General features: G+C 48.2%; 33 protein-coding genes. 31 read left to right on the top strand and 2 right to left on the bottom strand.

Annotation, left to right across the window (positions count from 1 at the left end; all coding sequences use genetic code 11):
* The first annotated feature begins 14 nt into the window (after window positions 1–14).
* The 4 genes from sufD to sufB are packed head-to-tail and all read left to right on the top strand — an operon-like array spanning window position 15 to window position 4,369.
* Window positions 15–1,307 (top strand): Fe-S cluster assembly protein SufD, encoded by a 1,293-nt coding sequence (sufD, locus tag AR333_RS00730; RefSeq protein ID WP_068773444.1) that lies wholly within the window; start codon window positions 15–17, stop codon window positions 1,305–1,307.
* Window positions 1,304–2,530: a cysteine desulfurase gene (locus AR333_RS00735; protein ID WP_068773445.1), complete on the top strand. Its 1,227-nt coding sequence runs from the start codon at window positions 1,304–1,306 to the stop codon at window positions 2,528–2,530. The genes sufD and AR333_RS00735 overlap by 4 nt, the downstream gene beginning before the upstream one ends.
* Complete coding sequence (sufU, locus tag AR333_RS00740; protein WP_068773446.1) at window positions 2,517–2,945, top strand: Fe-S cluster assembly sulfur transfer protein SufU; 429 nt, start codon at window positions 2,517–2,519, stop codon at window positions 2,943–2,945. The genes AR333_RS00735 and sufU overlap by 14 nt, the downstream gene beginning before the upstream one ends.
* 26 nt (window positions 2,946–2,971) lie before the next feature.
* Complete coding sequence (gene sufB, locus AR333_RS00745) at window positions 2,972–4,369, top strand: Fe-S cluster assembly protein SufB (RefSeq protein ID WP_068773447.1); 1,398 nt, start codon at window positions 2,972–2,974, stop codon at window positions 4,367–4,369.
* Between the two features lie 268 nt (window positions 4,370–4,637).
* On the opposite strand, the gene AR333_RS00750 is transcribed toward sufB, so the two are convergent.
* On the bottom strand, window positions 4,638–5,102 hold the full coding sequence (locus AR333_RS00750; RefSeq protein WP_068773448.1) for an ImmA/IrrE family metallo-endopeptidase: 465 nt from the start codon (window positions 5,100–5,102) through the stop codon (window positions 4,638–4,640).
* Between the two features lie 11 nt (window positions 5,103–5,113).
* Complete coding sequence (locus AR333_RS25225; protein WP_084783427.1) at window positions 5,114–5,437, bottom strand: helix-turn-helix transcriptional regulator; 324 nt, start codon at window positions 5,435–5,437, stop codon at window positions 5,114–5,116.
* A gap of 150 nt (window positions 5,438–5,587) precedes the next feature.
* Between AR333_RS25225 and AR333_RS25685 the strand changes: the two genes are divergently transcribed.
* The 27 genes from AR333_RS25685 to AR333_RS24475 all read left to right on the top strand — a co-directional run bounded on the left by AR333_RS25685 (window position 5,588) and on the right by AR333_RS24475 (window position 24,908).
* Entirely contained in the window at window positions 5,588–5,776 is a 189-nt protein-coding gene (locus AR333_RS25685) for a helix-turn-helix transcriptional regulator (protein ID WP_068773449.1), read from the top strand.
* Between the two features lie 131 nt (window positions 5,777–5,907).
* Complete coding sequence (locus AR333_RS00765) at window positions 5,908–6,822, top strand: hypothetical protein (RefSeq protein WP_156430794.1); 915 nt, start codon at window positions 5,908–5,910, stop codon at window positions 6,820–6,822.
* Window positions 6,782–7,156: a replicative helicase loader/inhibitor gene (locus AR333_RS00770; RefSeq protein ID WP_068773451.1), complete on the top strand. Its 375-nt coding sequence runs from the start codon at window positions 6,782–6,784 to the stop codon at window positions 7,154–7,156. The genes AR333_RS00765 and AR333_RS00770 overlap by 41 nt, the downstream gene beginning before the upstream one ends.
* Entirely contained in the window at window positions 7,137–8,465 is a 1,329-nt protein-coding gene (gene dnaB / locus AR333_RS00775; RefSeq protein WP_068773452.1) for a replicative DNA helicase, read from the top strand. Before AR333_RS00770 ends, dnaB begins: the two co-directional genes overlap by 20 nt.
* A gap of 22 nt (window positions 8,466–8,487) precedes the next feature.
* On the top strand, window positions 8,488–8,988 hold the full coding sequence (locus tag AR333_RS00780; protein ID WP_253735688.1) for a hypothetical protein: 501 nt from the start codon (window positions 8,488–8,490) through the stop codon (window positions 8,986–8,988).
* Between the two features lie 359 nt (window positions 8,989–9,347).
* Entirely contained in the window at window positions 9,348–9,767 is a 420-nt protein-coding gene (locus tag AR333_RS00785) for a DUF6838 family protein (protein ID WP_068773453.1), read from the top strand.
* Window positions 9,760–9,936, top strand: a complete 177-nt coding sequence (locus AR333_RS24840) for a hypothetical protein (RefSeq protein ID WP_172798776.1) — start codon at window positions 9,760–9,762, stop codon at window positions 9,934–9,936. Before AR333_RS00785 ends, AR333_RS24840 begins: the two co-directional genes overlap by 8 nt.
* Window positions 9,933–11,249, top strand: coding sequence for a phage tail sheath family protein (locus AR333_RS00790; protein WP_068773454.1), 1,317 nt, complete (start codon window positions 9,933–9,935; stop codon window positions 11,247–11,249). The genes AR333_RS24840 and AR333_RS00790 overlap by 4 nt, the downstream gene beginning before the upstream one ends.
* Before the next feature lies 1 nt (window position 11,250).
* Window positions 11,251–11,718, top strand: coding sequence for a phage tail tube protein (locus tag AR333_RS00795; protein ID WP_068773455.1), 468 nt, complete (start codon window positions 11,251–11,253; stop codon window positions 11,716–11,718).
* A gap of 14 nt (window positions 11,719–11,732) precedes the next feature.
* The gene (locus tag AR333_RS00800; RefSeq protein WP_068773456.1) at window positions 11,733–12,155 is read left to right on the top strand and encodes a phage portal protein; all 423 of its coding nucleotides are present in this window, start codon (window positions 11,733–11,735) and stop codon (window positions 12,153–12,155) included.
* The gene (locus tag AR333_RS24845; RefSeq protein WP_172798777.1) at window positions 12,155–12,322 is read left to right on the top strand and encodes a hypothetical protein; all 168 of its coding nucleotides are present in this window, start codon (window positions 12,155–12,157) and stop codon (window positions 12,320–12,322) included. Before AR333_RS00800 ends, AR333_RS24845 begins: the two co-directional genes overlap by 1 nt.
* 309 nt (window positions 12,323–12,631) lie before the next feature.
* On the top strand, window positions 12,632–14,662 hold the full coding sequence (locus AR333_RS00805) for a hypothetical protein (protein WP_172798778.1): 2,031 nt from the start codon (window positions 12,632–12,634) through the stop codon (window positions 14,660–14,662).
* Entirely contained in the window at window positions 14,662–15,327 is a 666-nt protein-coding gene (locus tag AR333_RS00810) for a LysM peptidoglycan-binding domain-containing protein (RefSeq protein ID WP_068773458.1), read from the top strand. Before AR333_RS00805 ends, AR333_RS00810 begins: the two co-directional genes overlap by 1 nt.
* A 9-nt stretch (window positions 15,328–15,336) precedes the next feature.
* Window positions 15,337–16,305 carry a hypothetical protein gene (locus tag AR333_RS00815; RefSeq protein WP_068773459.1) on the top strand — a complete coding sequence of 323 codons (969 nt, stop codon included), beginning with the start codon at window positions 15,337–15,339 and terminating at the stop codon, window positions 16,303–16,305.
* A 1-nt stretch (window position 16,306) separates the two neighbouring features.
* Window positions 16,307–16,561 (top strand): DUF2577 domain-containing protein, encoded by a 255-nt coding sequence (locus tag AR333_RS00820; RefSeq protein WP_068773460.1) that lies wholly within the window; start codon window positions 16,307–16,309, stop codon window positions 16,559–16,561.
* A complete protein-coding gene (locus AR333_RS00825) occupies window positions 16,558–16,968 on the top strand; it encodes a DUF2634 domain-containing protein (RefSeq protein WP_068773461.1) in 411 nt (136 codons plus the stop codon). Before AR333_RS00820 ends, AR333_RS00825 begins: the two co-directional genes overlap by 4 nt.
* Window positions 16,961–18,040, top strand: a complete 1,080-nt coding sequence (locus tag AR333_RS00830; RefSeq protein WP_068773462.1) for a baseplate J/gp47 family protein — start codon at window positions 16,961–16,963, stop codon at window positions 18,038–18,040. The genes AR333_RS00825 and AR333_RS00830 overlap by 8 nt, the downstream gene beginning before the upstream one ends.
* Window positions 18,033–18,617 (top strand): putative phage tail protein, encoded by a 585-nt coding sequence (locus AR333_RS00835; RefSeq protein ID WP_068773463.1) that lies wholly within the window; start codon window positions 18,033–18,035, stop codon window positions 18,615–18,617. Before AR333_RS00830 ends, AR333_RS00835 begins: the two co-directional genes overlap by 8 nt.
* On the top strand, window positions 18,614–18,895 hold the full coding sequence (locus AR333_RS00840) for a ketopantoate hydroxymethyltransferase (protein WP_068773464.1): 282 nt from the start codon (window positions 18,614–18,616) through the stop codon (window positions 18,893–18,895). Before AR333_RS00835 ends, AR333_RS00840 begins: the two co-directional genes overlap by 4 nt.
* Window positions 18,896–18,897: 2 nt before the next feature.
* The gene (locus tag AR333_RS00845; protein ID WP_068773465.1) at window positions 18,898–21,495 is read left to right on the top strand and encodes a hypothetical protein; all 2,598 of its coding nucleotides are present in this window, start codon (window positions 18,898–18,900) and stop codon (window positions 21,493–21,495) included.
* Window positions 21,496–21,508: 13 nt separating this feature from the next.
* Window positions 21,509–21,955 (top strand): hypothetical protein, encoded by a 447-nt coding sequence (locus tag AR333_RS00850; protein WP_068773466.1) that lies wholly within the window; start codon window positions 21,509–21,511, stop codon window positions 21,953–21,955.
* On the top strand, window positions 21,952–22,092 hold the full coding sequence (locus AR333_RS24850) for a CD1375 family protein (protein WP_172798779.1): 141 nt from the start codon (window positions 21,952–21,954) through the stop codon (window positions 22,090–22,092). The genes AR333_RS00850 and AR333_RS24850 overlap by 4 nt, the downstream gene beginning before the upstream one ends.
* 95 nt (window positions 22,093–22,187) lie before the next feature.
* Entirely contained in the window at window positions 22,188–22,601 is a 414-nt protein-coding gene (locus AR333_RS00855) for a hypothetical protein (RefSeq protein WP_172798780.1), read from the top strand.
* A gap of 67 nt (window positions 22,602–22,668) precedes the next feature.
* Window positions 22,669–23,397, top strand: a complete 729-nt coding sequence (locus AR333_RS00860) for an N-acetylmuramoyl-L-alanine amidase (RefSeq protein ID WP_068773468.1) — start codon at window positions 22,669–22,671, stop codon at window positions 23,395–23,397.
* A 20-nt stretch (window positions 23,398–23,417) separates the two neighbouring features.
* On the top strand, window positions 23,418–23,828 hold the full coding sequence (locus tag AR333_RS00865) for a phage holin, LLH family (protein ID WP_068773469.1): 411 nt from the start codon (window positions 23,418–23,420) through the stop codon (window positions 23,826–23,828).
* 250 nt (window positions 23,829–24,078) lie between these two features.
* Window positions 24,079–24,531, top strand: coding sequence for a GNAT family N-acetyltransferase (locus AR333_RS00870; RefSeq protein ID WP_068773470.1), 453 nt, complete (start codon window positions 24,079–24,081; stop codon window positions 24,529–24,531).
* A 128-nt stretch (window positions 24,532–24,659) separates the two neighbouring features.
* On the top strand, window positions 24,660–24,908 hold the full coding sequence (locus AR333_RS24475) for a hypothetical protein (RefSeq protein WP_068773471.1): 249 nt from the start codon (window positions 24,660–24,662) through the stop codon (window positions 24,906–24,908).
* Window positions 24,909–25,032: the final 124 nt, after the last annotated feature.

A 25,032-nucleotide genomic window follows, 5' to 3' on the forward strand; every position in this document is an offset into this window, starting at 1 on the left:
AGGAGGAAATAGAAATGACGACACAAACCATTCTTCCCGTTGATTCCCAAGCCGTCGCCGAAGCGTCGAAAGCCAGACAGGAGCCGGAGTGGTTGACCGATCTGCGTGTGCAGGCGGCCAATCTGGCGGAATCTTTGGAATTACCGAAGCTTGAGAAAACAAAACTGGATCGTTGGGACTTCAGTTCCTTCGGAACCTACAGCAAGCCTCAAAGTTTGGCATCCGTAAGCGACCTGCCTGAACAGGTGAAGTCGCTTGTGAACGAAACGAACATCATTGTTCAGCGCAATTCAGGCGCTGTTTATCATAAGCTTTCGGAACAAATCGCTAACCAGGGTGTTATCTTCACGGATCTGGAAACAGCTGTACGCGAGCATGGCGATCTGGTGCGTCCTTACCTGGGCAAAGCGGTGGATGCAGGCGAGAATCTGCTGACAGCCCTTCACTCTGTTCTATGGAGCGGCGGCGTGTTCATCTATGTTCCTAAGAACGTGAACGTAGAAATTCCGCTGCAAGCATTGTTCTTATCGGATGATTCAGCGGCAAGCTTCTCTCCGCACGTATTGATCGTCGCAGAGGCGAACAGCTCCGTTACTTATGTGGAGAACTTTACATCCACGGGTGCCGGCAAGCTGGTGCAGAACGGTGTAACGGAAGTATTCGTGAAGCCGGGCGCTAATGTACAAGTGGCTTCAGTCCACAACCTCGGCGAAGGGGTAACCGACCTCACTTACCGCCGCGCTATCGTTGAGAACGACGCCCGCGTGAATTGGGTAGTCGGCGAAATGAACGAAGGCAATTCGATGTCGGATACGACTTCCGTCTTGAAAGGCAACGGTTCATTCTCGGATGCGAAAGTCATCTGCGTCGGAACGCAGGATCAGAAGCTGAACCTGACGACCCGCGCTATTCACTTCGGTCTGAATTCTTCCAGTGACATGATTACGCGTGCTGTTATGAAAGACAACAGTACAGCTATTGTGAACGGCATTACGAAGATTGAGAAGGGCGCTACGGGCGCCAACGGTCAGCAGACCGAGCGTGTCCTGATGCTGAGTCCTAAAGCTCGCGGAGACGCGAATCCGATCCTGCTGATCGATGAAGACGATGTTAAAGCCGGTCACGCAGCGAGCGTAGGCCAAGTTAACCAGGAGCAGGTTTACTACATGATGTCCCGCGGTATTTCCCGTGACGAAGCGACTCGCCTGCTCATCTACGGTTTCCTGGCGCCGGTCGTATCGGAGATTCCGATTGCGAAGCTGGAAGAGCAGCTGCAATCGATGGTAGAGAGGAAGCTGGGGCAATGAAACCTTCGGAAATACGTGAACTGTTCCCCATTTTGAATCAGGAAGTGAACGGGCATCCGCTCGTTTATCTGGATAGCTCTGCGACTTCCCAGAAGCCGGTCCAAGTCATCGAAGCCCTGAAGAAATACTACGAATGGGACAATTCCAACGTACACCGAGGCGTTCATACTCTGGGATCTCGGGCGACGGATGCTTACGAAGGGGCGAGGGCCAAAGTCGTACGCTTCATCAATGCCCGTTCCGAGCAGGAAATTATCTTCACCCGCGGTACAACGACTGCGATCAATCTGGTCGCCAGCAGTTATGCGCGCTCCATCTGCGGTGAGGGCGATGAAATTGTCATTACGCCTATGGAGCATCACAGTAATCTCATTCCGTGGCAGCAGGTCGCCAAAGCGACAGGAGCCACGCTGAAATATATCCCGCTTCAGGCGGACGGTTCAATTACGCTAGAAGATGTCGAGAAGACAATCACCGACCGTACGAAATTCGTCTCCATCGTGCATTTGTCCAACGTGCTTGGTGTCTTGAACCCGGTGAAGGCAATTGCCGAAATTGCCCACCGCCACGGCGCCAAAATGATGGTAGACGGCGCCCAGAGCGCACCGCATCTGAAGGTAGATGTGCAGGATCTGGACTGCGATTTCTTCGCCTTCTCCGGCCACAAAATGTGTGGGCCAACCGGGATTGGGGTATTGTATGGGAAGAAAGAACTGCTTGATGCCATGGAGCCGATTGAATACGGCGGCGAAATGATCGACCATGTAGATTTGTATGATTCCACATGGAAGGAGCTTCCTTGGAAATTCGAAGGAGGCACCCCGATCATTGCAGGAGCAGTCGGTCTTGGGGCAGCCATCGATTTCCTGGAGGATATTGGTCTGGACGCGATTGCGGCTCATGACGCCAGCTTGACGGCTTATGCCATGGAGCGTATGCTTGAGATTGAAGGTCTGAGTGTATATGGCCCGCAGAAGAATCGCGTAGGTCTGGTCACGTTTAACGTGGATGTTGTTCATCCGCACGACCTGGCTACCGTTCTGGATGCGGAAGGAATCGCCATCCGAGCCGGTCACCATTGCTGTCAGCCTCTTATGAGATGGCTGGAACAATCCGCAACGGCCCGTGCCAGCTTTTATTTATACAATACTGAAGATGACATCGACCGACTCGTCAAGGGCTTACTAAAAACAAAGGAGTACTTCGGTCATGAACTTGGATGATTTATACCGCAGAGTCATTATGGATCATTATAAGACACCAAGAAACCGCGGAACGTTCGACGAGAACGAATCCGTCTCGATTAATTTGAACAATCCTACATGCGGGGACCGTATCACTCTGCAGATGCAGGTGGAAGACGGGGTAGTGAAAGCTGCCAAGTATGTAGGCGAAGGTTGTTCGATTTCGATGTCTTCCGCATCCATGATGACGGATGCCGTGAAGGGTAAGACCCTCGATGAAGCATTGGAGATGGCAGAGAACTTTTCTAAGCTGATGAAAGGTGAGAATGTGGAATTCGAGTACGAAGATATAGAAGCTTTGTCCGGTGTGAACAAATTTCCGGCCCGCATTAAGTGCGCTACATTAGCATGGAATGCGCTGCGTAAAGGAATTGATCAGACCAAGCAAGCGTAATTACAATTTTGAAGGAGGTTAGCACGATGGCCAAGCAAATGCCAGAAATGGAAGAGTACAAATACGGCTTTCGGGACGAGCATAAATCCATTTTCCAATCCGGAAAAGGGCTGAATGCAGAAATCGTAACCGAAATTTCCAGAATGAAGGGCGAGCCCGAGTGGATGCTCGAGTTCCGTCTGAAATCACTGGAGCAGTTCTTCAGCATGCCGATGCCGCGTTGGGGCGGGGATCTGGACGATCTGGATTTTAACGAGATTCAGTACTATGTGAAGCCTTCTGAGAAGCAGGGGAAAACATGGGAGGAAGTTCCGACTGAAATCAAGGAAACCTTCGATAAATTGGGGATTCCGGAAGCGGAGCAAAAGTTCCTTGCCGGTGTATCCGCACAGTATGAATCCGAAGTCGTTTACCACAGCATGCAGAAAGAACTTGAAGATCAAGGCGTTATCTTCATGGATACGGATTCTGCGCTTCGTGAATACCCGGATTTGTTCCGTGAGTATTTCGGAACGGTTATCCCTCCGACAGATAACAAATTCGCTGCGCTGAACAGCGCGGTGTGGTCCGGAGGAAGCTTCATTTATGTGCCTAAAGGCGTAAAATGTGAAGTGCCTCTTCAAGCTTACTTCCGTATCAACTCGGAGAACATGGGCCAATTCGAGCGTACACTCATCATTACGGATGAAGATAGCTTCGTTCACTATGTTGAAGGCTGTACAGCTCCTGTATACAGCACGAATTCCCTGCACAGCGCGGTTGTAGAAATCGTCTGCCGCAAAAATTCCCGTGCCCGTTATACGACCATTCAGAACTGGGCACCGAACATCTACAACCTCGTAACCAAACGTGCCGTTGCCGAAGAAGGCGCGAACATGGAGTGGGTGGATGGCAATATCGGTTCCAAGCTGACGATGAAGTATCCAGCGGTTATTCTCAAAGGCCGCGGCGCCAAAGGCTCCGTGTTGTCGATCGCCGTTGCGGGTAAAGGCCAGCATCAGGATGCAGGTGCCAAAATGCATCACTTGGCTCCGGATACGACTTCTACGATCATATCGAAGTCTATTTCCAAGCACGGCGGTAAAGTAACTTACCGTGGTCTGGCATCATTCGGCCGCAACTCCGCCGGTTCCAAATCGAACATCAAGTGCGATACGCTTATCATGGATAAGCAATCGACTTCGGATACGATCCCGTACAACGAGATCCTGAACGATAACATCACACTTGAGCATGAAGCAACCGTATCGAAAGTATCCGAAGATCAGCTCTTCTATCTGATGAGCCGCGGTCTGACGGATGCGGAAGCGACTCAAATGATCGTCATGGGCTTCATCGAGCCTTTCACCAAAGAATTGCCGATGGAATATGCGGTCGAAATGAACCGTCTCATCAAGTTCGAGATGGAAGGCAGTATCGGTTAAACGCTGCACTGCAGCGGTTCCCCGATCTCGCACAAAGCCCGTACGAGGGTCTACTTGAAAGTAAGCATCTTTGTTTAGAAAGACGTGTCTGGTGACGATCCTGCGTGTCAGGATGGTCTGCCGGGCATGTTTTTTTTATGCACTTTAAGCGTTAAAAACTCGAACCAGAAAACCCGGTGTTTCCTGAACATAGGAAACACCGGGTTTCTTCTTTTAGAAAGAAGTTTGAGGTCGTAATGGGTTTACTGGAAGGTCCTGAATCATGGTTCTATTCGAACAGTTTTACTACTCCAAGAGGGTTAAAGTAAACAATATAATCTCCCGCCGGTGTACATAATCCGTATTTTTCTTGATAATGGTCAATTGTCTCCGTCAAAAACTCCTCGGTTACATTCAAATAATCCGCTAATTCATATCGGTTCTGAACTCCGTGTTCGAAAGCCTCTGTTATGGCTAGTAAACTAACGAGTCTCTCATAGGCCCAGTTTCGGGCCCTCTTCTCCTGCTTGCGATTCTGTAAGGTTGACTGATCCAAGATGTTTCCTGCAGAAGTGTGATAATGGCCGAGTTCTTCAGCGATAATGCACGTCTTTTCGGTCCAGGTGCGTATTGCTCGAGAATTCAAAATGATAAATCCATCCATATATAAACCTTTGAGTTTACGACTGTTGAAAACATGTTCGACAACCTGGACGCCATTTTTTTCTGCTTCAGCAAGAAGTGATTTAAACAAATGGCTCAACCTCACTTACGTTTTGATTTGATGTATTTGGCGTATTCTAGAATTTCACGCATTTCTTCTTCCGTGTATTCTTCCCCGTCAAAATGGGCTGCAATGGTCCCGGGAAAGCTGGAATCGGTCTGCTGCATTCCGCCATCTTCAATAAGGTTGCTTTTCTTGATGCCAAAACGGTTGGCGATTTTCTCGATAGCCCCCATCCGGGGCTCTTTGTGGCCCGTTTCCCAGGCGGAAACAGCTTTGTTCGTAACCCCAGCGATATCCGCCAAATCTTGTTGAGTTAACCCGTAGCGCTCACGAACGATTTTAATATTTTCGCTAATTCCCACAACCGAATCCTCCGCTCTATTTTAAGTAAATTATAGGATAGTTGATGACGAAAATCAACTGAAAGGTATAATTGTCGTACTTATAAACGTTGACAATCCACTTAAAGTAGAATAATATAACTCCATTACGATAGAAAGGGGAACAAAACCGTGGCCCTATCTCCAAGACAAGCAAGGGAATTATGCGGCTTATCTCAGCAACAAGTGGCTGACAGACTAGGAGTCCCTCGGCAGACCTATATGAAGTGGGAACGGAATGCGAATGAAATGCCTCTAGATAAAGCCAAGGAATTTTCAGAAATTGTCGGTATTAGAATAGATGAAATTTTTTTTGATTAGAAGTCTACTTTAGGTGGATTTGTTAATGTTTGAGTAGATAAGTTATATTCTCTGAATTAGCTGCTCTGACAAGAAGCGGAAACATTCTACGGGTACGTAAGAAATTATCTGTTGAAGCAGAAAAGCACGAGGTGAAAATATTGGCTGGATATATTAAAGATCACCGCAAGGAACTGAGCAGTGATATATGGCGGATGCCTCCTTTATATCATCGGGTCTGGCAATATCTGAAATATAAATTTAACCACGGAAAGGCTGAAATGACACTTGGAGACGGGACTTTGCTCGTAATTCTCCCGGGGCAATGCTTATCCACCTTGCGTACAATCGCAAAGGGGGTGGGATGGCAGGAGCAGGGAAAGTTATATGAACCCAATCCTAAAACAATTGACTCTATCTTAAAGTGGATGAGAAAGCACCGCATGATCCATTATGAACCTGTTACGGGTAACGCTTCCCCTGGGGTTAGAGGTAACAGTTACGGGACGCTGATAACCGCTATAAATTGGGATCTATATAACCCTGCTGCTGTTAAAGATAACGCAAATTCAGGGGATGTTACCTGTTACCGGGGTACAGAACAAGAAAGTACTGCTACTGAGGGGATAGGAAATATCTCTCACTTACAGGGGCCTATGGCAGAACCTTTCATACAGATTGTGAAGGCCTATTGTGAACTTCATAACCGTCTGGACATACACCTTAAACCAACCGAACGGCAGGCTATCAAGGGTATGTATGCATCCGGCATACCGGTTTCCTTCGTCATTCAGACTATGCGTAAACTGTACGATGCCAAGTGCGGGCGGGATAAAGAAGCTGGGCTGGTTTTCAGTCAGCCGTCGAGCTTCAACTATTATGTTAATGCCATTAACGAGGCTTGGGCAAATAAGGTCCTGATAGGAAAACCCAGGATGGCTTCATCGAAGCAGAGCGGAGGGATCAGGAATTCCCAGCATTCCAAAAACGAGCTGGCAATCCGAAAAATACAGGAGGCGGAAGAACGTGAACGAGGTCGAAGTGCGCAAGATATTTCTGGTGATTGATAACACATTCACCGGCTTTTCTTATGATGATTTCAAAGTGAAACTATGGCAGAGCATTCTAAAAGAGATCCCCTTTGAGCTAGCGGAAAAGAACCTTATGGAATACATCCTTCATCCGGATCACCGTTTTCCGCCAACACCCGGATTTCTGGCCAGGAAGCCGGGACATGGACGGGAAGGCCGGTATATACCGGACGCTGCCGAAACCCGTCAGATGCTGGATAACCGCTTCATAGTCCGTGATGCCAACGGGCAGCAGCGAATGATTGAACCTGTCCCTCTACCGCCCGAACTGAAAGAGAGGTTGAGCAAGCTTGGTACTAGACATTCATAACACGCCGCTGCCGAATCATCTGCAAGCGGAACAGGCAGTGCTTGGCGCCATTCTGATGGATCCTCTAACGATGGGTCAGGCGGATGTCATTCTGAAAGGCGATGAATTTTACTATCCGAATCACCGAATCACGTTCGGCGCCTTGTTGGAACTTGCGGGTGAAGGGATAGCGATAGACACGATATCACTAGCGGAGAGGCTCCACAGCAAAGGAATGCTGGAGAGTGCCGGGGGTGTTTGCTACTTAGCGGAGCTAGTTAACTCCGTGCCGACCGCAGCGAATCTGGCTTACTATGCCGGTCTTGTGAAAGACAAGGCGGTGCACAGGCGAATTATCCTGCAGCTCAGGCAGCAGCTGAAGCATGCGGAAGAGCGCGAGGATATAGCTGAGCTGGTTGCCATGATCCAGGCGGGTACGGATACATTGACCGCACAAGAGTGTATTCAACAGCCTTTTCATCCTATCAAGAAGGCAGCCATTCAATGTTTCGAGAAGATTGAGCGGAATTTCTACAGCACAGGCAGCGGTGAAGGAGCGGGGCTGCTTTCCGGCTTCGATGACCTGGATAGGCTGACGAACGGATTCCAGAAGTCGGACTTGATTGTTATTGCAGCAAGACCTTCGGTCGGTAAAACGGCCTTTGCTCTCAATATCGCTCAGAATGTGAGTATAAGGAACAAGGAAACGGTTGCTATTTTCAGCCTTGAAATGGGAGTGCAGCAGCTTGCGCAACGAATTATCTCGGCAGAGGCAAATGTGGATGCCGGCAGGCTCAGGACAGGCACACTGGAGCCGGCTGACTGGAACAAAATGACGATGGCCCTCAGCCGGATATCGGAGGCTCCTATTTATATCGATGATTCCCCGGCCGTTACGGCGGGGGAAATCCGGGCAAAGTGCCGGCGGCTGAAAAAGGAGAAGGGACTCGGCATGATTATCATTGATTATTTGCAGCTGATCGCCGGAACACGGAAAGACGGTAACAGGCAACAGGAAGTGTCTGAGATATCGCGTACACTCAAGCAGCTCGCCCGTGAGCTGGACGTCCCGGTCCTCGCTCTTTCCCAGCTTTCCCGCAGTGTGGAGCAGAGGCAGGATAAGCGGCCTGTTTTGTCGGATCTCAGAGAATCGGGATCCATTGAGCAGGATGCTGATATCGTAGCCTTCCTACACCGGGAAGATTATTACGATAAAGAATCAGAGAAGAAGAACCGGATTGAAATTATTATGGCTAAGCAGCGAAATGGCCCCGTTGGCACGGTCGAGTTGGTTTTCATGAAGGAATTCAACAAGTTTGACAATTTATGAAGGAAACTGAGGGGGACTTTCAATGGAACGGACTATGCAGCAGAAACAAAGCGGGTTATTTCCCGCCGCCAATGAACAAGAGATTCAGCGGACCAAATTTTTGCTAGAAAAATATAAAAGCATGATCCTGTTAATGGAGGACTTCGAGAAATACGAAAAAGATCTCGCTATGGTGGGGGTAGATGGTGAAGCAGCCCGCCGGATCGATCAGGACGAGCTGTATTCGGATAAAACAGCTAATGCCGTCATCCTGATGGAGAAGCAGCGATGGGTGTACCAGCAGTATACACTTTATACCACCATGCTGTACCGTGCGTTCGGTTTGATTAGAGACCCGGAGGCCAAGGAAGTAATTAAACGGAGGTATATAGAAGGGTGTTCTTATACGGAGACCATTTTGTTTTTCCGGCGCGCCGCCCTCAGTGACAGCACGATCCGACGTAAGATGACGGAAGGAATGGTCAATATGGCTAATCACTTGAAGCTGATCGGTTTCTTTGAACAAGATAACGCTGAATTCTGACTGTAATGTGAATGCAGTTGGACGTAACCTGACTCTAGGATGAGCACCAACTGGACATTTGAACGTGATAAGATGAAATTGTAGAAAAGTGATAAAAACCTGATAGCACCGCGCCGAACCTCCATATGAGGACATTGACAACTAATAAGCGGTGGTTAATCAGAACATTTTGGGCCCTGGCTGAGACTGCCGGGGCCTTTGCTATTCCCTTGGGCCCGAGCACTTTAGTTTTTATCAAAGCTTAGCCTGTATATCAAACGGGAGCGTGGTGAGATGAACTTGTAGAACACCCTGCAACAAACGCAGGTCATGGAGTATTCCAGGCCCAAGCGGGTCGATGAAAGAGGGATGGGCAGAAGATGACGGAAAATAAAATCCGTGATGCCGTCGCCGCATCGGTTGCGGCAGCTTTTCCAAGCAATCAAGTATATGACGAGAAGGTTCCAGAAGCTTTACAACCAGGCAGCTTCTATATCCAGCTTATCGCAAGCAAACAGACACGCCTGCAAGGACGCCGTTACAGCCGGGCCTGCACGCTTGAGATCCGGTATTTCGGCGCAACCGGCAGAGAGCGGCATCATGCAGCTGAGCAATTGTACGATAAGCTGGAATTTATTACGGCGGCAGGAAGTATGCTCCATGGAATCAGAATGCGGCATGAAGCCGTTGATGATGTGCTGCGTTTCTACGTGGATTACGAATTTCAAGTGCTGCGCACGGAGGTATCTGCTGCGAAGATGGGCAGCCTGAAACAGGAGGGACAAATCAAGCATGACTAAGTTGAAAAATGAAGAAGGATACACCAAGGAACAGTTTCTGGGGTCCGGCCAGTTTACATTGCTGCAGAAGGATGTTCTTGCAGGTTTGCTCTCTGATGATGAGCGATATACCTGGAGCGAAATTGAACAGATCCAACAAGAATTTTATTTGAAGGAGGTACAGAAATGACCGGAGGAAATTGGACAACGCAAAATAAAGTGAGACCCGGTACGTATATTAATATCGTAAGTGATCCTAAAACGCTTGGTACAGTGGGGGATCGCGGTACCGTAAGCTTCCCGCTGGCACTCAGCTGGGGTGCTCCGAAACAAGTAATTGAGCTTCAAGCAGGTGAGGATCTCAGAGACCAGCTTGGCTATGATATTACGGCTCCGGAAATGCTGCTGCTTCGTGAGGCATTCAAACGGGCTAAAACTGTTCTGGTTTATCGTCTTAATACCGGTGTTAAAGCGGCTGTTACGAAAAGCGGATTAACCGCGACGGCTAAACATGGAGGAATACTGGGTAATGATCTCGCTATCGTGATCCAGCCTAACATTGACGACAATACGAAGTTTGATGTAAATACACTTCTTGCCGGCAGAATGGTAGATACGCAGACGGTTCCGGCTATCCAGGATCTGAAGGATAATGCATGGATTGATTTCTCAGGAACCGGGGCACTGGAGGTTACGGCTGGAATGCCATTGACAGGCGGGGATAACGGTACGGTAACGAACCAGGATCATGCCGATTACCTCGCAGCTGCGGAAGTGCTGGACTTTAACACCCTTGCTCTGCCGTCTTCCGATCCGACGCTCAAAAGCATCTATACGGCATTTGTCAAACGCCTTAGAGACGCAGAAGGCAGGAAGATTCAGCTGGTGCTTGAAAATTACCCTCTTGCAGACAACGAGGGCGTGATCAGCGTCAAGAACGGTGTCATTCTGGCGGATGGTACTCTCGTCCCCGCATCGGAGGCGGTCGTATGGGTTGCCGCTGCCACGGCATCCGCTGCCGTCAATCAATCTCTTACCCATCAAGCTTATGACGATGCGGTTGATGTGGATATCCGTTACACGAATACTCAAATCGTCACGGCTATCGAGAATGGGGAATTTGTGTTCACGCCAAGTGCGGGACGTGCCCTTGTAGAAGTGGATATCAATACGTTTAAATCTTTCACTTCCGCCAAAGGCAGACAATTCTCCAAGAATAGAGTTATCCGGGTCCTGGATGGTATCGCAAATGACTTGAAACGAATCTTTGATTCCTTCTACATCGGCAAAGTAGATAACAACAAGGATGGCCGCAATCTTTTCCTCAAAGAAGCTGTGCAGTATCTGACGACCCTCCAAGGAATCAATGCGATCAAGAACCTGGACGCCCAGAAAGACGTTCAAGTGACAGAAGGTATGGATAGCGACAGTATTCTGATCTCTTCGTATGTTCAGCCGGCAGATGCCGTAGAAAAAATTTATATGGAAGTGAAGGTGAGATAACATGGGTTTCCTAAAAGGAAATGATACCATCTCCGGCCAGGAAGGCCGGGCTTACGCTACGATCGACGGCAAAGTCGAGGAAATGTTCTACATCAAATCACTGGAGGCGACAGCTGAGAAGCAGAAGTCCGAGGTGCGTACACTGGGCCGTCGTGGAACTCAGCATAAAGCGGCAGGCTGGTCCGGTTCCGGCAGCATGACGATCTATTATGTAACGTCCCGTTTCCGTAAATTAATGTACGACTATATCAAAACAGGTAAAGATACCTATTTTGATATCATGGTCACCAATGAAGACCCGAGCTCCACCATCGGTACCCAGACAGTTACGCTCCTGGGTGTGAATCTGGACAGCGTTATGATGGCCTCTCTCAATACGGAGTCGGAAGCTCTGGAAGAAGACATTGAATTCACGTTCGAAGATGTGCAAATCCCCGATTCATTCACCGCACCGGTACTGGGCGGCTAACAGGAGGAATATAAATGAGCAGCTTAAGCATGTTTTTCGCGCAGAACGCGAGCGTGGATACGGAAGAAACGGTAGAAGTATCATACCGTTTTAAAGATAAAGACGGTAAGAATGTATCCTGGAAGATCAGAAGTATCACAGAAGAAGAAAACCAGGAGTGCCGTAAGGCTGCAACCCGCAAAGTGAAGGGAAAAGGCGGCATGTACATGCCGGAAATGGATACGAACGAGTATCTGGCCCGTCTTGTTGTCGCTTCCGTCGCTTTCCCAAACCTGAAAGACGCGGAGCTTCTGAAGTCTTACGGGGTGATGGCCGCTGAAAAGCTGGTTGTCAAGATGCTGCTGCCGGGTGAATATGCCGTTCTGTTGGAGAAAGTTCAAGCCGTTAACGGCTTTGACCAGAGCGTGAATGATCTGAAGGATGAGGTAAAAAACTAATGGAGGAGGGCGATGGCGAGGCGAATTATGCCTACTATGCCCTCCATGAACTGCACATTCTTCCGCATGACCTGACAGCCATGTCTGTCAGAGAAAAAGCTGCGATCTTTGCTATGATTGACTATAAGGTAAGCAAAGAGAAGCAGGCGCGCAGGAAGAGGAAATAGGCTTTGCTTCTGCCGCCGCATGCGGCCTGAATTGCCTGCTGCGTCTTGTCGGCAACGAAATAAATGACGCCCCTATACCAGTAGGGGCGTCTTATTTTTATAGAGGAAGGAGGAACGCGTATGAGTAGTGCTTCTACAAGTCTGCAGCTTTATAACCCGCCTCCTACAAGTGTGCAGCCGTACAATCCTTCACCAGCGGGCACAAGTCTGGAGCTTTTTAGTCCTAAAGCAGCGAGCAGCAGCTCCGGTATGTTTGATTCCATGGGCGTTAATTTGACTCAGATTAACCAAACCATCAATATGATGGTTGTGAACATGCAGAATGTGCAAGCAGCTGCCCAAGGGGCGCAAACGGCGACAAATGGACTACAGGCAGCCGCAAAAGGAGCTCAGGGAACGACTGAGGAAGTAAAAGGCGCCACGGAAGAAGTGGCGGAAGCTGTTAATGAGGCGGAAAAATCCCAGAATCGGTTTAACTTGTCGATCTTAAAAGGGATTCAAAACTTTCAGAAGCTTGCAGCTACAATCTATGCTGCGGTAGGGCCGATAGCCCTTATGTCGGTCAAGGGGGCTATGGAAGATGAGAAATTAAAAGATCTCTTTGTTGCACGAACGGGGAATGAAGCTCTGGGCAGTTCCATGTTTAATAAGTACAATCAGGATGCTTTAAAATCAGGCATGGACCCTCAAGATTATCTCAAAGGGACTCTATCTTTAATGCCTTCTGTACAGAATACGAAACAACTCGATAAAGCAAATAGTCTGGCTGCCCGGTTAAGTATTCTTGATAGTTCAGGGAATAAGCCTGAGGTTGCTTTCGAAGCTATTCGAAAAGCCATGTCGGGGGACATAACTAAACTTACCGATAAATTCAGTCTTCCTAAAGCCGATTTACAGAAATATAAGCTTGAAGATCTCAGTAAAAAAGGAGATATCGACGGGTTAATTGCTGCTTTTGACAAACTTCTTCAAAAACAGAACATGGGTCAACAAGCATTTGATACCATGTTTAATACACCGTTAACCCAGGTTGAGACGCTTCGCAGCAATTTCAACGATGCGATGTCAGGAGCAGGCGGTAATGCTATGAATGCGTTAATGCCTATCATTGAGATGTTAAATCAGGCGTTTCAAAATGGGCAGCTTCAAACTTTTTTCAATGCGTTATCCGGGGCATTATGGATAGCCGTACAAGGTTTTAGTTTCTTGGTCTGGGGAGTGCAGCAATTCATTAACTTAATTGTGTTTGCCTGGCCCGTTATTGCCTCGGTGCTGGCTGGTATTGCGGGTGCTTTAACGGCTATACTGATTCCGAGAATATGGGGAATGATCGCTTCTCTATGGGCTGCAATACCACCCTTGTATGCTCAAGCGGTTGCATGGATGATGACGTACGCACCGATCATTCTTATTGGTGTACTAATAGGAGCCCTCGTATTTATGCTGATTCATTTTGGTGTTACGGGTGAACAAGTTGCGGGTTTTATTGCGGGAGCATTTATGATGTTAGTGGGAATAATAATGAACGTTTTTGCATTCATTTATAATTTCGTTATGAGTATAGCAGAATCTATTTTCAACTTTCTAGCAGATCCGTTGTATGCATTGGAAATGATTTCCTATAATTTGGCTCAATCTTTTGGGGAATTAATGTTAACCATGTTGCGGAGTGCCGAGGAATTCGCGGGCGGCTTTATGAAGACGATTCTCCAGGGAATCAACGGCGTATTGAAAGGTATGAATTGGCTTGCTGATGCAATGAACAAATTACCTGGAATGAACATTCCACCGCTCGGGTTGTTTGATGAGAATAATACGCACGCTCTTAGTGATGGTTTAAGCGGAATTATGATGAAGATGAAAAAACCTGAAACGGACAAGAAAGTACTGAAATTCGATCATATGGAATACAAGAACCTAAAGAACGAATTTGATTTCGGGTATGGCAAAGGAGCAGGAGCTTTTAATTCAATAGCGGATAAATTTAAAAATGAGAAAGATCCTCAAGAAGATCTGAATAAATGGAAGAATGATCCGAGTAAAGGGATAGCAGGGCCCAAAGCCGCCAATATGGGCAACATGGGCAACATGGGCAACATCGGCAAAGTCGATACAGTCGGCCAGATCGAAGACAAGGTCGACATAGCCGATGAAAACCTGCAGCTTATGAGAGAGCTAGCGGAAATGAGCAGCATTCAGAACTTCGTTACGCTCACTCCTACGGTGTCCGTGGAGACGGGGGACATTAATACCGGTGACGACATTAACACGATTGTGGACAGGATTACCCAGGCCCTGACCCTCGAGGTTGCCGCTTCCGCCAAGGGGGTGTACGGCTAATGTACGATTACGGCATTTATTTAAGCTTTAACAATCAGGAGAACGGCTTCCGGCTTCCGGTCAATCCGGAAGAAATCGAAGTGTCGGGCGGGGTAGAAGGGAAATCGTATAACCTGGTGAAGGGCGGAGAAATCAATATTCCGAAGGATCCCCAGTTGACCGAAATCAGTTTCAGCAGCTTTTTCCCGGCGGTCCGTTATCCGTTTGTAGTCGACACCGTGCTTCTGGAGCCATTCCGCTATGTGCAGCTCATTGAGAGTTGGATGGCCACCCGGCGACCGATGCGTTTTGTTTTTGTCGGCTCTAATTTCGACATAAATCTGGCTGCTACCATCAGTTCCTTCACTTGGAAGGAAGCGGCGGGATCACCGGGCGATATTGAGTTCGACATGACGCTTAAGAAGTACGTCTTTTACGCAGCGCGGAGAGTTATCGTGAAGACGAATTCGAGCGGCGAACAGGTCCAGGCGGCGGAGCAGCCGAAGAGGCAGGATGAGAAACAAACGCCTAAGACATATACGCTTAAAGCGGGGGATTCCCTCTGGAAAGTGGCGAAGACGGTATTGGGTGATGAGAGCCGGTTTAAGGAGATTCAGAAGTTCAATGGTTTTACAGATGCGCAGCTCAAAAAACTTAGAATCGGGACGGTAATTAAACTTCCATAGGAGGGACTTATGTTCGAATTGTTGATGGATAATCGCAATGGCTATGTCTGGGATATGTCCGAACTCGTTCATAACCTGTCCTGGAAGACAAGCCGGATCGGCCGGGCATCGAGTCTGGAGATTGATTTCATCCGCGGGGCTCTTTATCAGAATAAGGCGTTTAACGTTAACAACGGGGATGTGATCTGGCTTCGGAAGGATCACATCAACGTGTTTCACGGCTATGTTTTTACCGTGGAGAGAGATAAGGAAGAGACCGTCAAGCTCACGGCTTTTGATCAGCTCAGGTACTTGATGTCTAATGATACCTATGTATTCTCCAATACTACAGCAACGGATGTGATCCGGCGGATTGCCAAAGATTTGGACCTGAAAGTGGGCGTTCTGGAGGAGACGGGCTATGCCATTCCTTCGATGGTGGAGGACAACAAGAAGCTTTTTGACACGGTATGCAAAGCTCTGGACATGACTCTGGTTGCCACGAAAAAGAATTACGTGCTGTACGATGATTTCGGTGAGATTACGCTGCGGAATATCGATAATATGACAGTTGAAATCGCTGTGGGAGACGAGAGCTTGATGGTGGGGTATCAGCAGAAGCGGAGCATCGACCAAGATGTCTTCAACCGTGTCAAATTGGTCCATGATAATAAGGAAACCAAGCAAAGAGACGTATACATTGCCCAAGACTCCGCTAATATTGCCAAATGGGGAAAGCTTCAGTATTACGAAAAAGTGAATGAGAACATGAACAGTGCTCAAATTAATGAGCTGCTGAACAACCTCATGACGGTTAAGAACCGGGAAAAGAAGACGCTCCAAATCACCGCTCTCGGTGATCTCCGGTTCCGGGCCGGCTGCTTTGTCTACATTTATATCCAGGAGCTGGAGTTAAAGCAATATTTTCTGGTTGATGAATGCACGCATCGTTTTGACGGCAGTGAGCATACGATGACATTGGATTTGAAGGTGATTTAAGATGAGCCTCCTTAATTTAATTAAAGAGATTGGACGCGATGCAGTAGGATCGGACGATCCGGTCGCTGTCTTGTATGCAGCGGTTACCCGGGTGAGTCCGCTGGAGGTAAGCGTGGATCAGCGTTTCCGGCTTGCAGAGGACTTCTTGGTGGTATTGGATCATGTAACCGATATCCGCGTAGGCAGCAGTCTTGTTCTTCTGCGCGTTCAGGGCGGCCAAAGCTTCATTGTATTGGGAAAGGCGGCTGAATCATGAGCACTTTACCCGTTACTTCTCTCCCGACCACGCTGGCATCGGCAGAGCTGCAGCCGAGTCTGACTTACCGGGTCGACTTCGAGAATAAACGCATATCGGGCATGATCGACGGGATCGAAGCGATCAAACAGACCGTATACGCTATTCTGAACACGCAGCGGTATGAGCATTTGATCTACAGCTTTAATTACGGCAGTGAGCTGCCCGGTCTCATCGGCACAGATTCACTTCTGTTGCAATCCGAGCTGAAGCGCCGGGTCGCAGAAGCGCTGCTTCAGGATGAACGGATAACAGCCGTAACGGATTTTACGTTCAGCTTCAAGGAAGACAGGGTGCTGTTCAGTTTCCGGATATATACGATAGAAGGGGTATTGGAAGTAGAGAAAGAGGTGAGAGGACTTGGTTGAGTACCAGACATTTGACATCCTGATTAAGCGGATGCTGAGCCGGATACCGGATGATTTGGATAAGCGTGAGGGCAGTATTATCTACAATGCAATCGCCCCGGCCGCCGCAGAACTGGCTCAGGCTTATGTGAGCCTAGAGCAGGACAAATCACTTGCATATGCAGATACGGCAACCGGCGAATACCTGGAGCGGCGGACAGCCGAATACGGGGTGAACCGCGAACGGAAAACGAAAGCGCTTAAGAAAGGACAATTCTTCGCTAAAGGAGATACCCTGCTGGATATACCGCTTGGCAGCCGGTTTACAGCGCAGAACACGAACTTCACAGCGGTTGAACGACTGGCAGCAGGGGAATATGTCATGGAAGCTGAGACCGCAGGAAGAACGGCCAACCGGATATTCGGGACGATGATTCCGATTGACTATATTCCGGACCTGGCCCGTGCGGTGCTGACCGGAGAGGTTGTTCCCGGTGAGGACGATGAAACGGATGAAGCTCTCCGCAAACGCTATCTCGAAGCCATCAACGAGCAGCCTTTTGGCGGTAACGTCGCGGACTACAGAAAGAAAATCAACAGTCTGGCAGGTGTCGGAGGCGTTAAGGTATTCCCGGTCTGGCAGGGTGGCGGCACAGTAAAATGTGTAATCATCACCAGCGAGTATAATGAGCCTTCCGCTTCCCTTGTCGAGAGCGTCCAAACCATTGTAGATCCTGTCGTCAGCAGCGGTGAAGGGATCGGGATGGCTCCGATCGGTCATCGGGTTACGATTGCAGGAGCAAGCGGTGTAAGCATTGAAATTGAAACGAACATTACCCTTGCGAGTTATACCACGATAAGCCAGGTGAGGCCGGAGATTGAGGCCGTCATCGAGGCTTATTTTCTTTCCCTCCGTAAGCTCTGGAAGGACGAAGAACGGTTGATCGTCCGGGTGAGCCAGATCGAAGCGCGCATCCTAGCCGTAGCGGGTGTCACAGACATCACGGTCACCAGACTAAACGGCAGCACCGGCAATGTTGAGCTTGAAGCGGAAGAAATCCCGGTTAAGGGGACGGTGACGCTTCATGGCTGAACTGATTAAATACTTGCCGCAGCAGTACCGGGATATTCTGGAGTTCCAGAAGCTTACAGCTGCGGAAGATCCTGAATTCGATCGGCTGCACAAGGCCGTTGAGCAGGCGCTGGATGATAAATTCGTGCTCACGGCATCTGAGTCTTCCATTAGAAGATGGGAGGCTCAGTTAACGATTCGTGCAGACACTTCGGCCGAAACGTTGGAATTTCGCAGAAAGCGGATCATCAACCGGTTATCCACGAAGCCGCCTTTTACGGAGAGATACCTGCAAGAGCGACTGGATTATTTATTGGGTCCAGGCAAAGCGATTGTCAGCATCGATGTTCAAGCGGCTATTCTAAAAATAACCGCGAAATTAACAGACGCGCCTCTTTTTAAAGAACTGGCCTACACGATCCGGAATGTAAAACCGGCTAATCTGGTTTACCTTCAGGAGACAGCTTTAGGCGACACGATACTGATCGAGGAACAGCTGTTTAAGACGCCGTTATCCAGGCGGACGCGTTTATCTACGACATGGAAATTAGGAAGTACGCCTTTTGCTACACGGAATCAGGAGGTGCAGGTGAAATGATTGAACCGGCTTATTTGAATGAACTGGCTGAGCATACGAGTGCCAAAGTGACGAAGATTGTGCTGAATGGGACCTATGAAATTGAGCAGTTGAGGGTCAAGACCGTTTCAGGAGGGATGCTCTCGCTGGAGTATTTGGTTCCCTTCGGATCAGTGGATGCTGTCCAAACGATTGAAGTTGAAGATTCGCTTCATAATAAGGTTTCAACTAATCAAGTATATGTTCCGATCACTTCGGATACGATCATGCGGCAGACCATCACGATTAAGGAGGGATAATTTTGAGCTATCAGGCAAAAACAGATTGGAAATTAGACGATACCGTAACCGAGAATGATTTAAATCGAATTGAGCTGGGAATTGGAGAGGCTCATACGTCGATTGACAGTATAGAGGCAAATATCAAGCAAAGTCCCTTGCTTACGCCCGTGACTCTGAATAACGGCGTGCAGGTCGTTAATGCCTCCAGGACCTCGCCGTTTAGGTTGGAAAGCCTTAAGGGCCGGACGTTGGTAAATTTACTGGGCAAGCTTGGGAATGGTGAAAACGTGTCAAAATGGAGTGTGAACCGGGCAATTGCCGGGACAACTTCTAATATCTGGACCAGTGGTAAAAGTGCTGTTTACGTTACTGCGGCAGAACCGATAGGTGAACATTTTGTATCTACCGAGCTTATGAATGTTAGACCGAATAAGAATTATTGCGTAATCGGAGATATGAAAACAGCAGTTGGAGCAGGTGTCTATCGTGTGATAGCTTATGACTCAGCTAACAAAGTACTCCTGGATAAAATTAGTATACCAATTAAAAATGAGGTTTGGGAGGCTGTCGGATTTCGTTTTACAACACCTTCAGGTACTTTAAAACTAGAAGTTCGGATACAGGTTCTGGACGCCGCTCTAATGACACAGTTTACTCCTGCTAATCCCCCGCAACAGGTTTTTGCGGATTCCATCAGACTCTACGAAATATCGCAATCAGAATATGATTATATATCCGGTACTGAATGGACTGAGTATGCTAAGCATTTCCCTTACGTCGATAGCGTCCAGCACACAACCGGAACATACGTGACTAAGACGGGTGAAAACCTGGCGCCTAGTTCGGAAAGTTGGATCATATCTACACCGAGTCATTCGGATATAACAGGCCTTTATAGTACAGATATGCGCTATAAGGCGGATGCGAATGTTTTCGTCGAATTTTTTGCCCCGGTAGTGCCCGGTCAGCATTACACTCCAACAGTTACGACAAAGCCAGCTAATGCAAAAGCCTATTATTATTTCACAGATGCTAATAAAAGACGTTTGACGGATGTACTTCGAGATACGAAGCCAGCCCCGGCAAACGCGGCATTTATGGAATTTGTTATGAAACCCGTAGACAGTAATCTTAATCCAATTATATCTGAAGTGGTTACTTATTCAAATCCAATGATCGTAATTGGGACTGCATCCAAGCCTTTCAAGCCGCGAGAGGATGATTATCTCTTTTTCCCGGACATTAAACTTGCCTCAAGCGTCGATGGTAGCGTGTGCGACGAGGTAACGCAGCGAGACGGGAAGTACTGGAAAACGTCTAAGCACCAGCAAATCATACTGGATGGGAGCCTAGACTGGAAAGTTACACCTGGCACAGGGGGGGGGAAGACCGTTGAACTTGCCTCATTATCGGCTGCTGTCAAGACTGTGCCCCAAGGTCATCTTGTGAAGCATAATGGAAATTTAATCAAAAATGATCTGGGAGGCGTCCTGGGCTGGACTGGTGAAGAGTGGCAAATCGGAGGCAATAACTATAATATTTTGTATCTTCGTATAGCAAACTCCGACAGCGGTTGGGGTCCCGACTACACGCCAACTGCTGACGAAATAAAAGCATATTTCAACGGTTGGCGAATGTTTAGATGGGGTGGCCCTAATAATGATCCGTACAATACGACTGATAATTCTCTAAAGGCATGGGTACAGATCGGATCACTTGATGCTCACTCCCCAGACTATACGGTGCGCACCGTCCCCACTGTAGTAGCTCCCAATTTCAATTGGGTCCCTTATCACCTTAACTACCAACTAGAGCAACCAACGGTGAAGGAGATCACCCCCGAAGGCAGTATCACGCTGCACGAAGGGTTGAACCAAATTGAGGTAGGCGTGGGGATGATCGTACGGGAACAGGCAAAGCCTAGCTATAATCAGTATGGAAATACCTGGCATATTAACATGCAGGGACATCCGTCGATAGCTGATTCAGGGACTAGGTATGCGGTAAATAAAATTTTAAGTATCTATAGAGGAAGATTGAAGGATACCTGGCGTGTAATTACAGCGGGGAACGGTGGCTATGCGTTTGGAGAAGAGAGGGCAGAAATACCAGATCAACAATACGGTAAAGACAGCCCATACTCAATCACATATCTAGCTTTTGACCAATATGCTATCACGGCTCCAGTCGGAAGTCTTACAGGATCATACGCTTCCAATCTTAAAACCACCTTGGACACTGTAGCAGCGAATCAAGCGAACGTTGAGACAAGGGTAAGTATCCTGGAGAGTATAGCGCCAAACAAGGCACAGCCGCAATGGATCGCGGCGACGCTGCTTAATGGGTGGTTGCCGCTATACGGCAGTACTCAATACTATAAAGACTCACAAAGTAATGTACGCTTGAGAGGAAGAGTCAGCCAGGGTGCAATTACAATTGCTTCTGCTATTTTCTATTTACCTGTCGGCTACCGTCCTAGTAGGGCCTTATATTTCCCTATTCTTCAAAGCAATGGGTTCGGCTATGTCACAATTTTTCCGACAGGGGCTGTGTGTATAGAATCGGGAAGCAATGATTATGCTCTATTAGATAGTATTACATTTAATACCAACATTTAGCAGGAGTGATCAGATGAAAGAAGCAATCATAACCGATACGCTGGGTGTGTTCGAAGAAACGACGCTTGTTACAGATGATGTGATAGGCGTCTTTCCCATTTATGGCCCATTGCCACATCCCGAAGAAGGCAGCGCAGAAGTACAACAGGAACCGAAAATCACCGGGTACCGCATTGCTGTAGGTGTTCCGCCAGGCTTGTATCGCCCCAAGTGGGATTTCGAAACCGAGTCATGGACCGAAGCGCTCACGCCGGAGGAAATCGAAGAGATCATAAAGCCGCAGCCGCAAGAAGCGACTGAGGCCGAGCAGAAGATTGCAGCGCTGGAGATAGCACTTGCCGTTCAAACGGAACAAACCTTTACGGCCCTGGACGCCGTGGCAACTGTTTTTGAACAACTTCTCAGCCTGCAAGATCAGTTTGCGGCCATGTCACCAGGGGGAGGCGAACCTACGGCATGACAAGTATGGTAAACGTATATGTCGAACTGATCAAGGCCGGACGCCGGGAAATTAGCAGTGTTCCGATCTCTTTGCGTACCGATGTCGAAAGGGCTTTAGCAATGGATCTGGGCACGGACGGACAACCTAAGGAATAAGCTCAAAGTGAGCAAGCGCGCTTCAAGCGTCTTATTATAAATCAAGTGGCACTTTGCAGGGCAGAGTGCTCAAGATTAATGAAAGGATCATGAGTATGGAAGGAGCTGAAGAGCAAGTGACTCCTGAGATTACGGATTACGGGGTTCAGATCGACCGGTTGAACCGGGAGAGTATCCAATATCGTGCCGATATTGATACACTCAAACAAAGTCAAATTCAGACGGATGTTCAAGTGCAATTATTGATTGCAGGACAAAAAAACACCGATAATTTAGTCGACCAGGTACTGAAGAAATTTGACGGTTTTGAGCAGCGCGTGTTTAGTACGTTAAGTGACATTACGCGAAACAATGCCGAGCTGCTGCAGTTTGTAACACGTGAGAACATCAAGGAACGCTTTGAAGGCAATAAGGAGCGGACAAGCTCTCAAACAGCTTGGATGAACTTCGCTAAGTATGTCATTGGCGTTACAATCGGTATCATTGTCACTTATCTATTCAGCCAATAAAGATGATGGTTAAAAGCCTTCCGGTTTCCGACTGGAAGGCTTTTATTATTTTAGGGAGGGGTAGTCCATGAAGAAAGTAAGGATCGTGCTGGATGCGGGTCACGGCGGAAGAGACTCGGGTGCGGTGGCGAACGGACTGCAAGAAAAGCAGTTGACGCTTCTATTGGTTCACAAGATTGCCGGACACTTGGGAGATCGGGCGGACACCCGTCTGGTGCGCGCAACGGATAAAGACTTGAATCCTGATAAATCGAAGGATTTATCGGAGCGAGCTGCGTTCGCTAATACCCTTGGGGCCGATTATTACCTGTCTGTACACATCAATGCGGGTGGTGGGAGCGGTTTTGAATCATTCGTGTATACGTCAGTCAAGGATGACAGCATAACAAAGCAGATTCAATCCGCGATTCATAAGAAAATCGCGAAAATATTCAAAGAGAAAGAGCTGCCTGATAGAGGGATGAAAAAGGCAAACCTGGCCGTACTCCGTCAAACTGCGATGCCTGCTGCACTTCTTGAATATGGATTTATTGACAATTCTACTGACGCGGCTCTGCTAAAAAAGGAGGACTTCCTGGACCATATAGCAAGGGCAACCGCGGACGGACTTGCGGAAGCTTTTGGGCTGCCGACTGCAGCTGCTGCAGCTGATACCTTAAAGGATGATCTGGCTAAGCTGCAAAAGGCAGGTGTGATCAATTCCCCAGAGTATTGGGCTGTCCATGCACGAACCGGCGGGACGGCAAGAGGGGACTACGTTGCACTGCTTATCAAACGTATGGCCGAGAGGCTGTAAATTTAGAGGAGGATCATTACATGGCTCAACACATTACGGAGATTCTTACACCGCTCATTCTAGCGTTTGTTACGGCTCTGGCAGGCGTGCTGACAGTGGCGATTACTTCCGCGAAGTCGTACTTGATCAGCTGGATTCAGGCACGGACAAATGCGGATCAACAGGAGCTGATTTTCAAAGTAGCGCGTGAAGCTATGGCTTATGCTGAAAATCAGGATGAGTTTATCAAAGGAAAAGACAAGTTGAACGCCGCTATTGATTACGCGGCCAAGGAACTGCAAAACCGGGGTGTTAATGTGGATCGTCAAAAGCTGCTGGCAACGGTGCAGGACGCCTGGATGGAGTATAACAAACCTATTCAGAAAACCGCCTTCGAAGGCACAGAGAACGTGGAAATGAACACAACTACGCTTCATACAGAGGCTAAGTAGCAACTTTTACATTTAAATATTTTGAGAATTCCACGCTACTTCTGCAAGGTTTATCTGATAGGCTAATTTAGCTGGAAACATACAACTTACCTTGATACCCTCCAATCGTTAAGATAAGATTAGATTAGATGAAAGATCATATCCGTTAATCTTAGAGAGCAGTTACTTCTAATATCCTGCGTGCCCGGTTTCTCCGGGCATGATTTTTATAGCATGCTTGCTTGTACGTACAAAGGAGTTTGAACAATCTATGAGAATAAGGCAACTAGCTGCCGGCGAGCGGCCCCCTATGGATCTGCTCCTCTTGGCCGACCCGTCTGAAGTGATTGTAAAAGAGTATTTGCTGAGAGGACAATGTTACGTCGCGGTTAAGGAAGAGAAAGTAATAGGCGAATATGTGCTGCTGCCGACTAGCCCCGAAACGGTTGAGCTGGTGAATGTAGCGGTGTCTGAGGAGTATCAAGGCCATGGCGTCGGTAAGAAGCTTGTCAACCATGCGGTTCAGCAAGCGAGGGTTTCAGGCTATAGGACGATTGAAGTCGGAACCGGCAATTCGAGCGTGAACCAGCTTGCTCTGTACCAGAAGTGCGGATTCAGAATGACGGGAATCGATCGTGATTTCTTTATCCGTCATTATCCGGAAGAGATATACGAGAATGGTATTCAGGTAAGGGATATGGTAAGACTGTCACAGGATTTGTAAAAAAACGTTCTCCGTTTACCTAATGTAATTTTTTATCTACAAAAAGCAGCCACAACTTGTTAAAAGAGTGGCTGCTTTTTTTTTATTTTCTCTATAGTCACCGAATGATGCAGTTACAAAAAGGGGATATGGACTCGGATGGTAGGATCTGCCGCAAGCGGAACAACAAAGCCTGCAATCCATACCGCAGCGATCAGCAAAGAGAAAAGAGACAAAACCAGGCCGGAGGAGCGGCGGTAACGACGCCAGGCTATGAACCCGCTGATCAGGGCGGCGAAGCCAAAAAGCAGCCCGAGGGGGATCGTCACGAGCAGCAGACTGAACAGGCACGCGAGCAATCCGCTAATGAAGGCGAAGACAGAGCTGAATCGGGATGATCGTCGTTTAACCGTCACCGCTTTTGTGTGCTCTCCCGAATGTATAGAGGTTTCCTGCTGACGCTGGGGGGAGGACTCTATCTGATCATCTTGCTCCAAGGGAAAATCCACCTTTCTGTTAGGC

The sequence above is a fragment of the Paenibacillus sp. FJAT-26967 genome (assembly GCF_001541095.1).
Taxonomy (GTDB): domain Bacteria; phylum Bacillota; class Bacilli; order Paenibacillales; family NBRC-103111; genus Paenibacillus_F.

What these genes read in the sequence shown, in the direction of transcription:
- sufD (WP_068773444.1), top strand. Translation starts at nt 15, where the DNA reads ATGACGACACAAACCATTCTTCCCGTTGATTCCCAAGCCGTCGCCGAA.
- AR333_RS00735 (WP_068773445.1), top strand. Translation starts at nt 1,304, where the DNA reads ATGAAACCTTCGGAAATACGTGAACTGTTCCCCATTTTGAATCAGGAA.
- sufU (WP_068773446.1), top strand. Translation starts at nt 2,517, where the DNA reads ATGAACTTGGATGATTTATACCGCAGAGTCATTATGGATCATTATAAG.
- sufB (WP_068773447.1), top strand. Translation starts at nt 2,972, where the DNA reads ATGGCCAAGCAAATGCCAGAAATGGAAGAGTACAAATACGGCTTTCGG.
- AR333_RS00780 (WP_253735688.1), top strand. Translation starts at nt 8,488, where the DNA reads ATGGAACGGACTATGCAGCAGAAACAAAGCGGGTTATTTCCCGCCGCC.
- AR333_RS00785 (WP_068773453.1), top strand. Translation starts at nt 9,348, where the DNA reads ATGACGGAAAATAAAATCCGTGATGCCGTCGCCGCATCGGTTGCGGCA.
- AR333_RS24840 (WP_172798776.1), top strand. Translation starts at nt 9,760, where the DNA reads ATGACTAAGTTGAAAAATGAAGAAGGATACACCAAGGAACAGTTTCTG.
- AR333_RS00790 (WP_068773454.1), top strand. Translation starts at nt 9,933, where the DNA reads ATGACCGGAGGAAATTGGACAACGCAAAATAAAGTGAGACCCGGTACG.
- AR333_RS00795 (WP_068773455.1), top strand. Translation starts at nt 11,251, where the DNA reads ATGGGTTTCCTAAAAGGAAATGATACCATCTCCGGCCAGGAAGGCCGG.
- AR333_RS00800 (WP_068773456.1), top strand. Translation starts at nt 11,733, where the DNA reads ATGAGCAGCTTAAGCATGTTTTTCGCGCAGAACGCGAGCGTGGATACG.
- AR333_RS24845 (WP_172798777.1), top strand. Translation starts at nt 12,155, where the DNA reads ATGGAGGAGGGCGATGGCGAGGCGAATTATGCCTACTATGCCCTCCAT.
- AR333_RS00810 (WP_068773458.1), top strand. Translation starts at nt 14,662, where the DNA reads ATGTACGATTACGGCATTTATTTAAGCTTTAACAATCAGGAGAACGGC.
- AR333_RS00815 (WP_068773459.1), top strand. Translation starts at nt 15,337, where the DNA reads ATGTTCGAATTGTTGATGGATAATCGCAATGGCTATGTCTGGGATATG.
- AR333_RS00820 (WP_068773460.1), top strand. Translation starts at nt 16,307, where the DNA reads ATGAGCCTCCTTAATTTAATTAAAGAGATTGGACGCGATGCAGTAGGA.
- AR333_RS00825 (WP_068773461.1), top strand. Translation starts at nt 16,558, where the DNA reads ATGAGCACTTTACCCGTTACTTCTCTCCCGACCACGCTGGCATCGGCA.
- AR333_RS00835 (WP_068773463.1), top strand. Translation starts at nt 18,033, where the DNA reads ATGGCTGAACTGATTAAATACTTGCCGCAGCAGTACCGGGATATTCTG.
- AR333_RS00840 (WP_068773464.1), top strand. Translation starts at nt 18,614, where the DNA reads ATGATTGAACCGGCTTATTTGAATGAACTGGCTGAGCATACGAGTGCC.
- AR333_RS00850 (WP_068773466.1), top strand. Translation starts at nt 21,509, where the DNA reads ATGAAAGAAGCAATCATAACCGATACGCTGGGTGTGTTCGAAGAAACG.
- AR333_RS24850 (WP_172798779.1), top strand. Translation starts at nt 21,952, where the DNA reads ATGACAAGTATGGTAAACGTATATGTCGAACTGATCAAGGCCGGACGC.
- AR333_RS00855 (WP_172798780.1), top strand. Translation starts at nt 22,188, where the DNA reads ATGGAAGGAGCTGAAGAGCAAGTGACTCCTGAGATTACGGATTACGGG.
- AR333_RS00860 (WP_068773468.1), top strand. Translation starts at nt 22,669, where the DNA reads ATGAAGAAAGTAAGGATCGTGCTGGATGCGGGTCACGGCGGAAGAGAC.
- AR333_RS00865 (WP_068773469.1), top strand. Translation starts at nt 23,418, where the DNA reads ATGGCTCAACACATTACGGAGATTCTTACACCGCTCATTCTAGCGTTT.
- AR333_RS00870 (WP_068773470.1), top strand. Translation starts at nt 24,079, where the DNA reads ATGAGAATAAGGCAACTAGCTGCCGGCGAGCGGCCCCCTATGGATCTG.
- AR333_RS24475 (WP_068773471.1), top strand. Translation starts at nt 24,660, where the DNA reads ATGGACTCGGATGGTAGGATCTGCCGCAAGCGGAACAACAAAGCCTGC.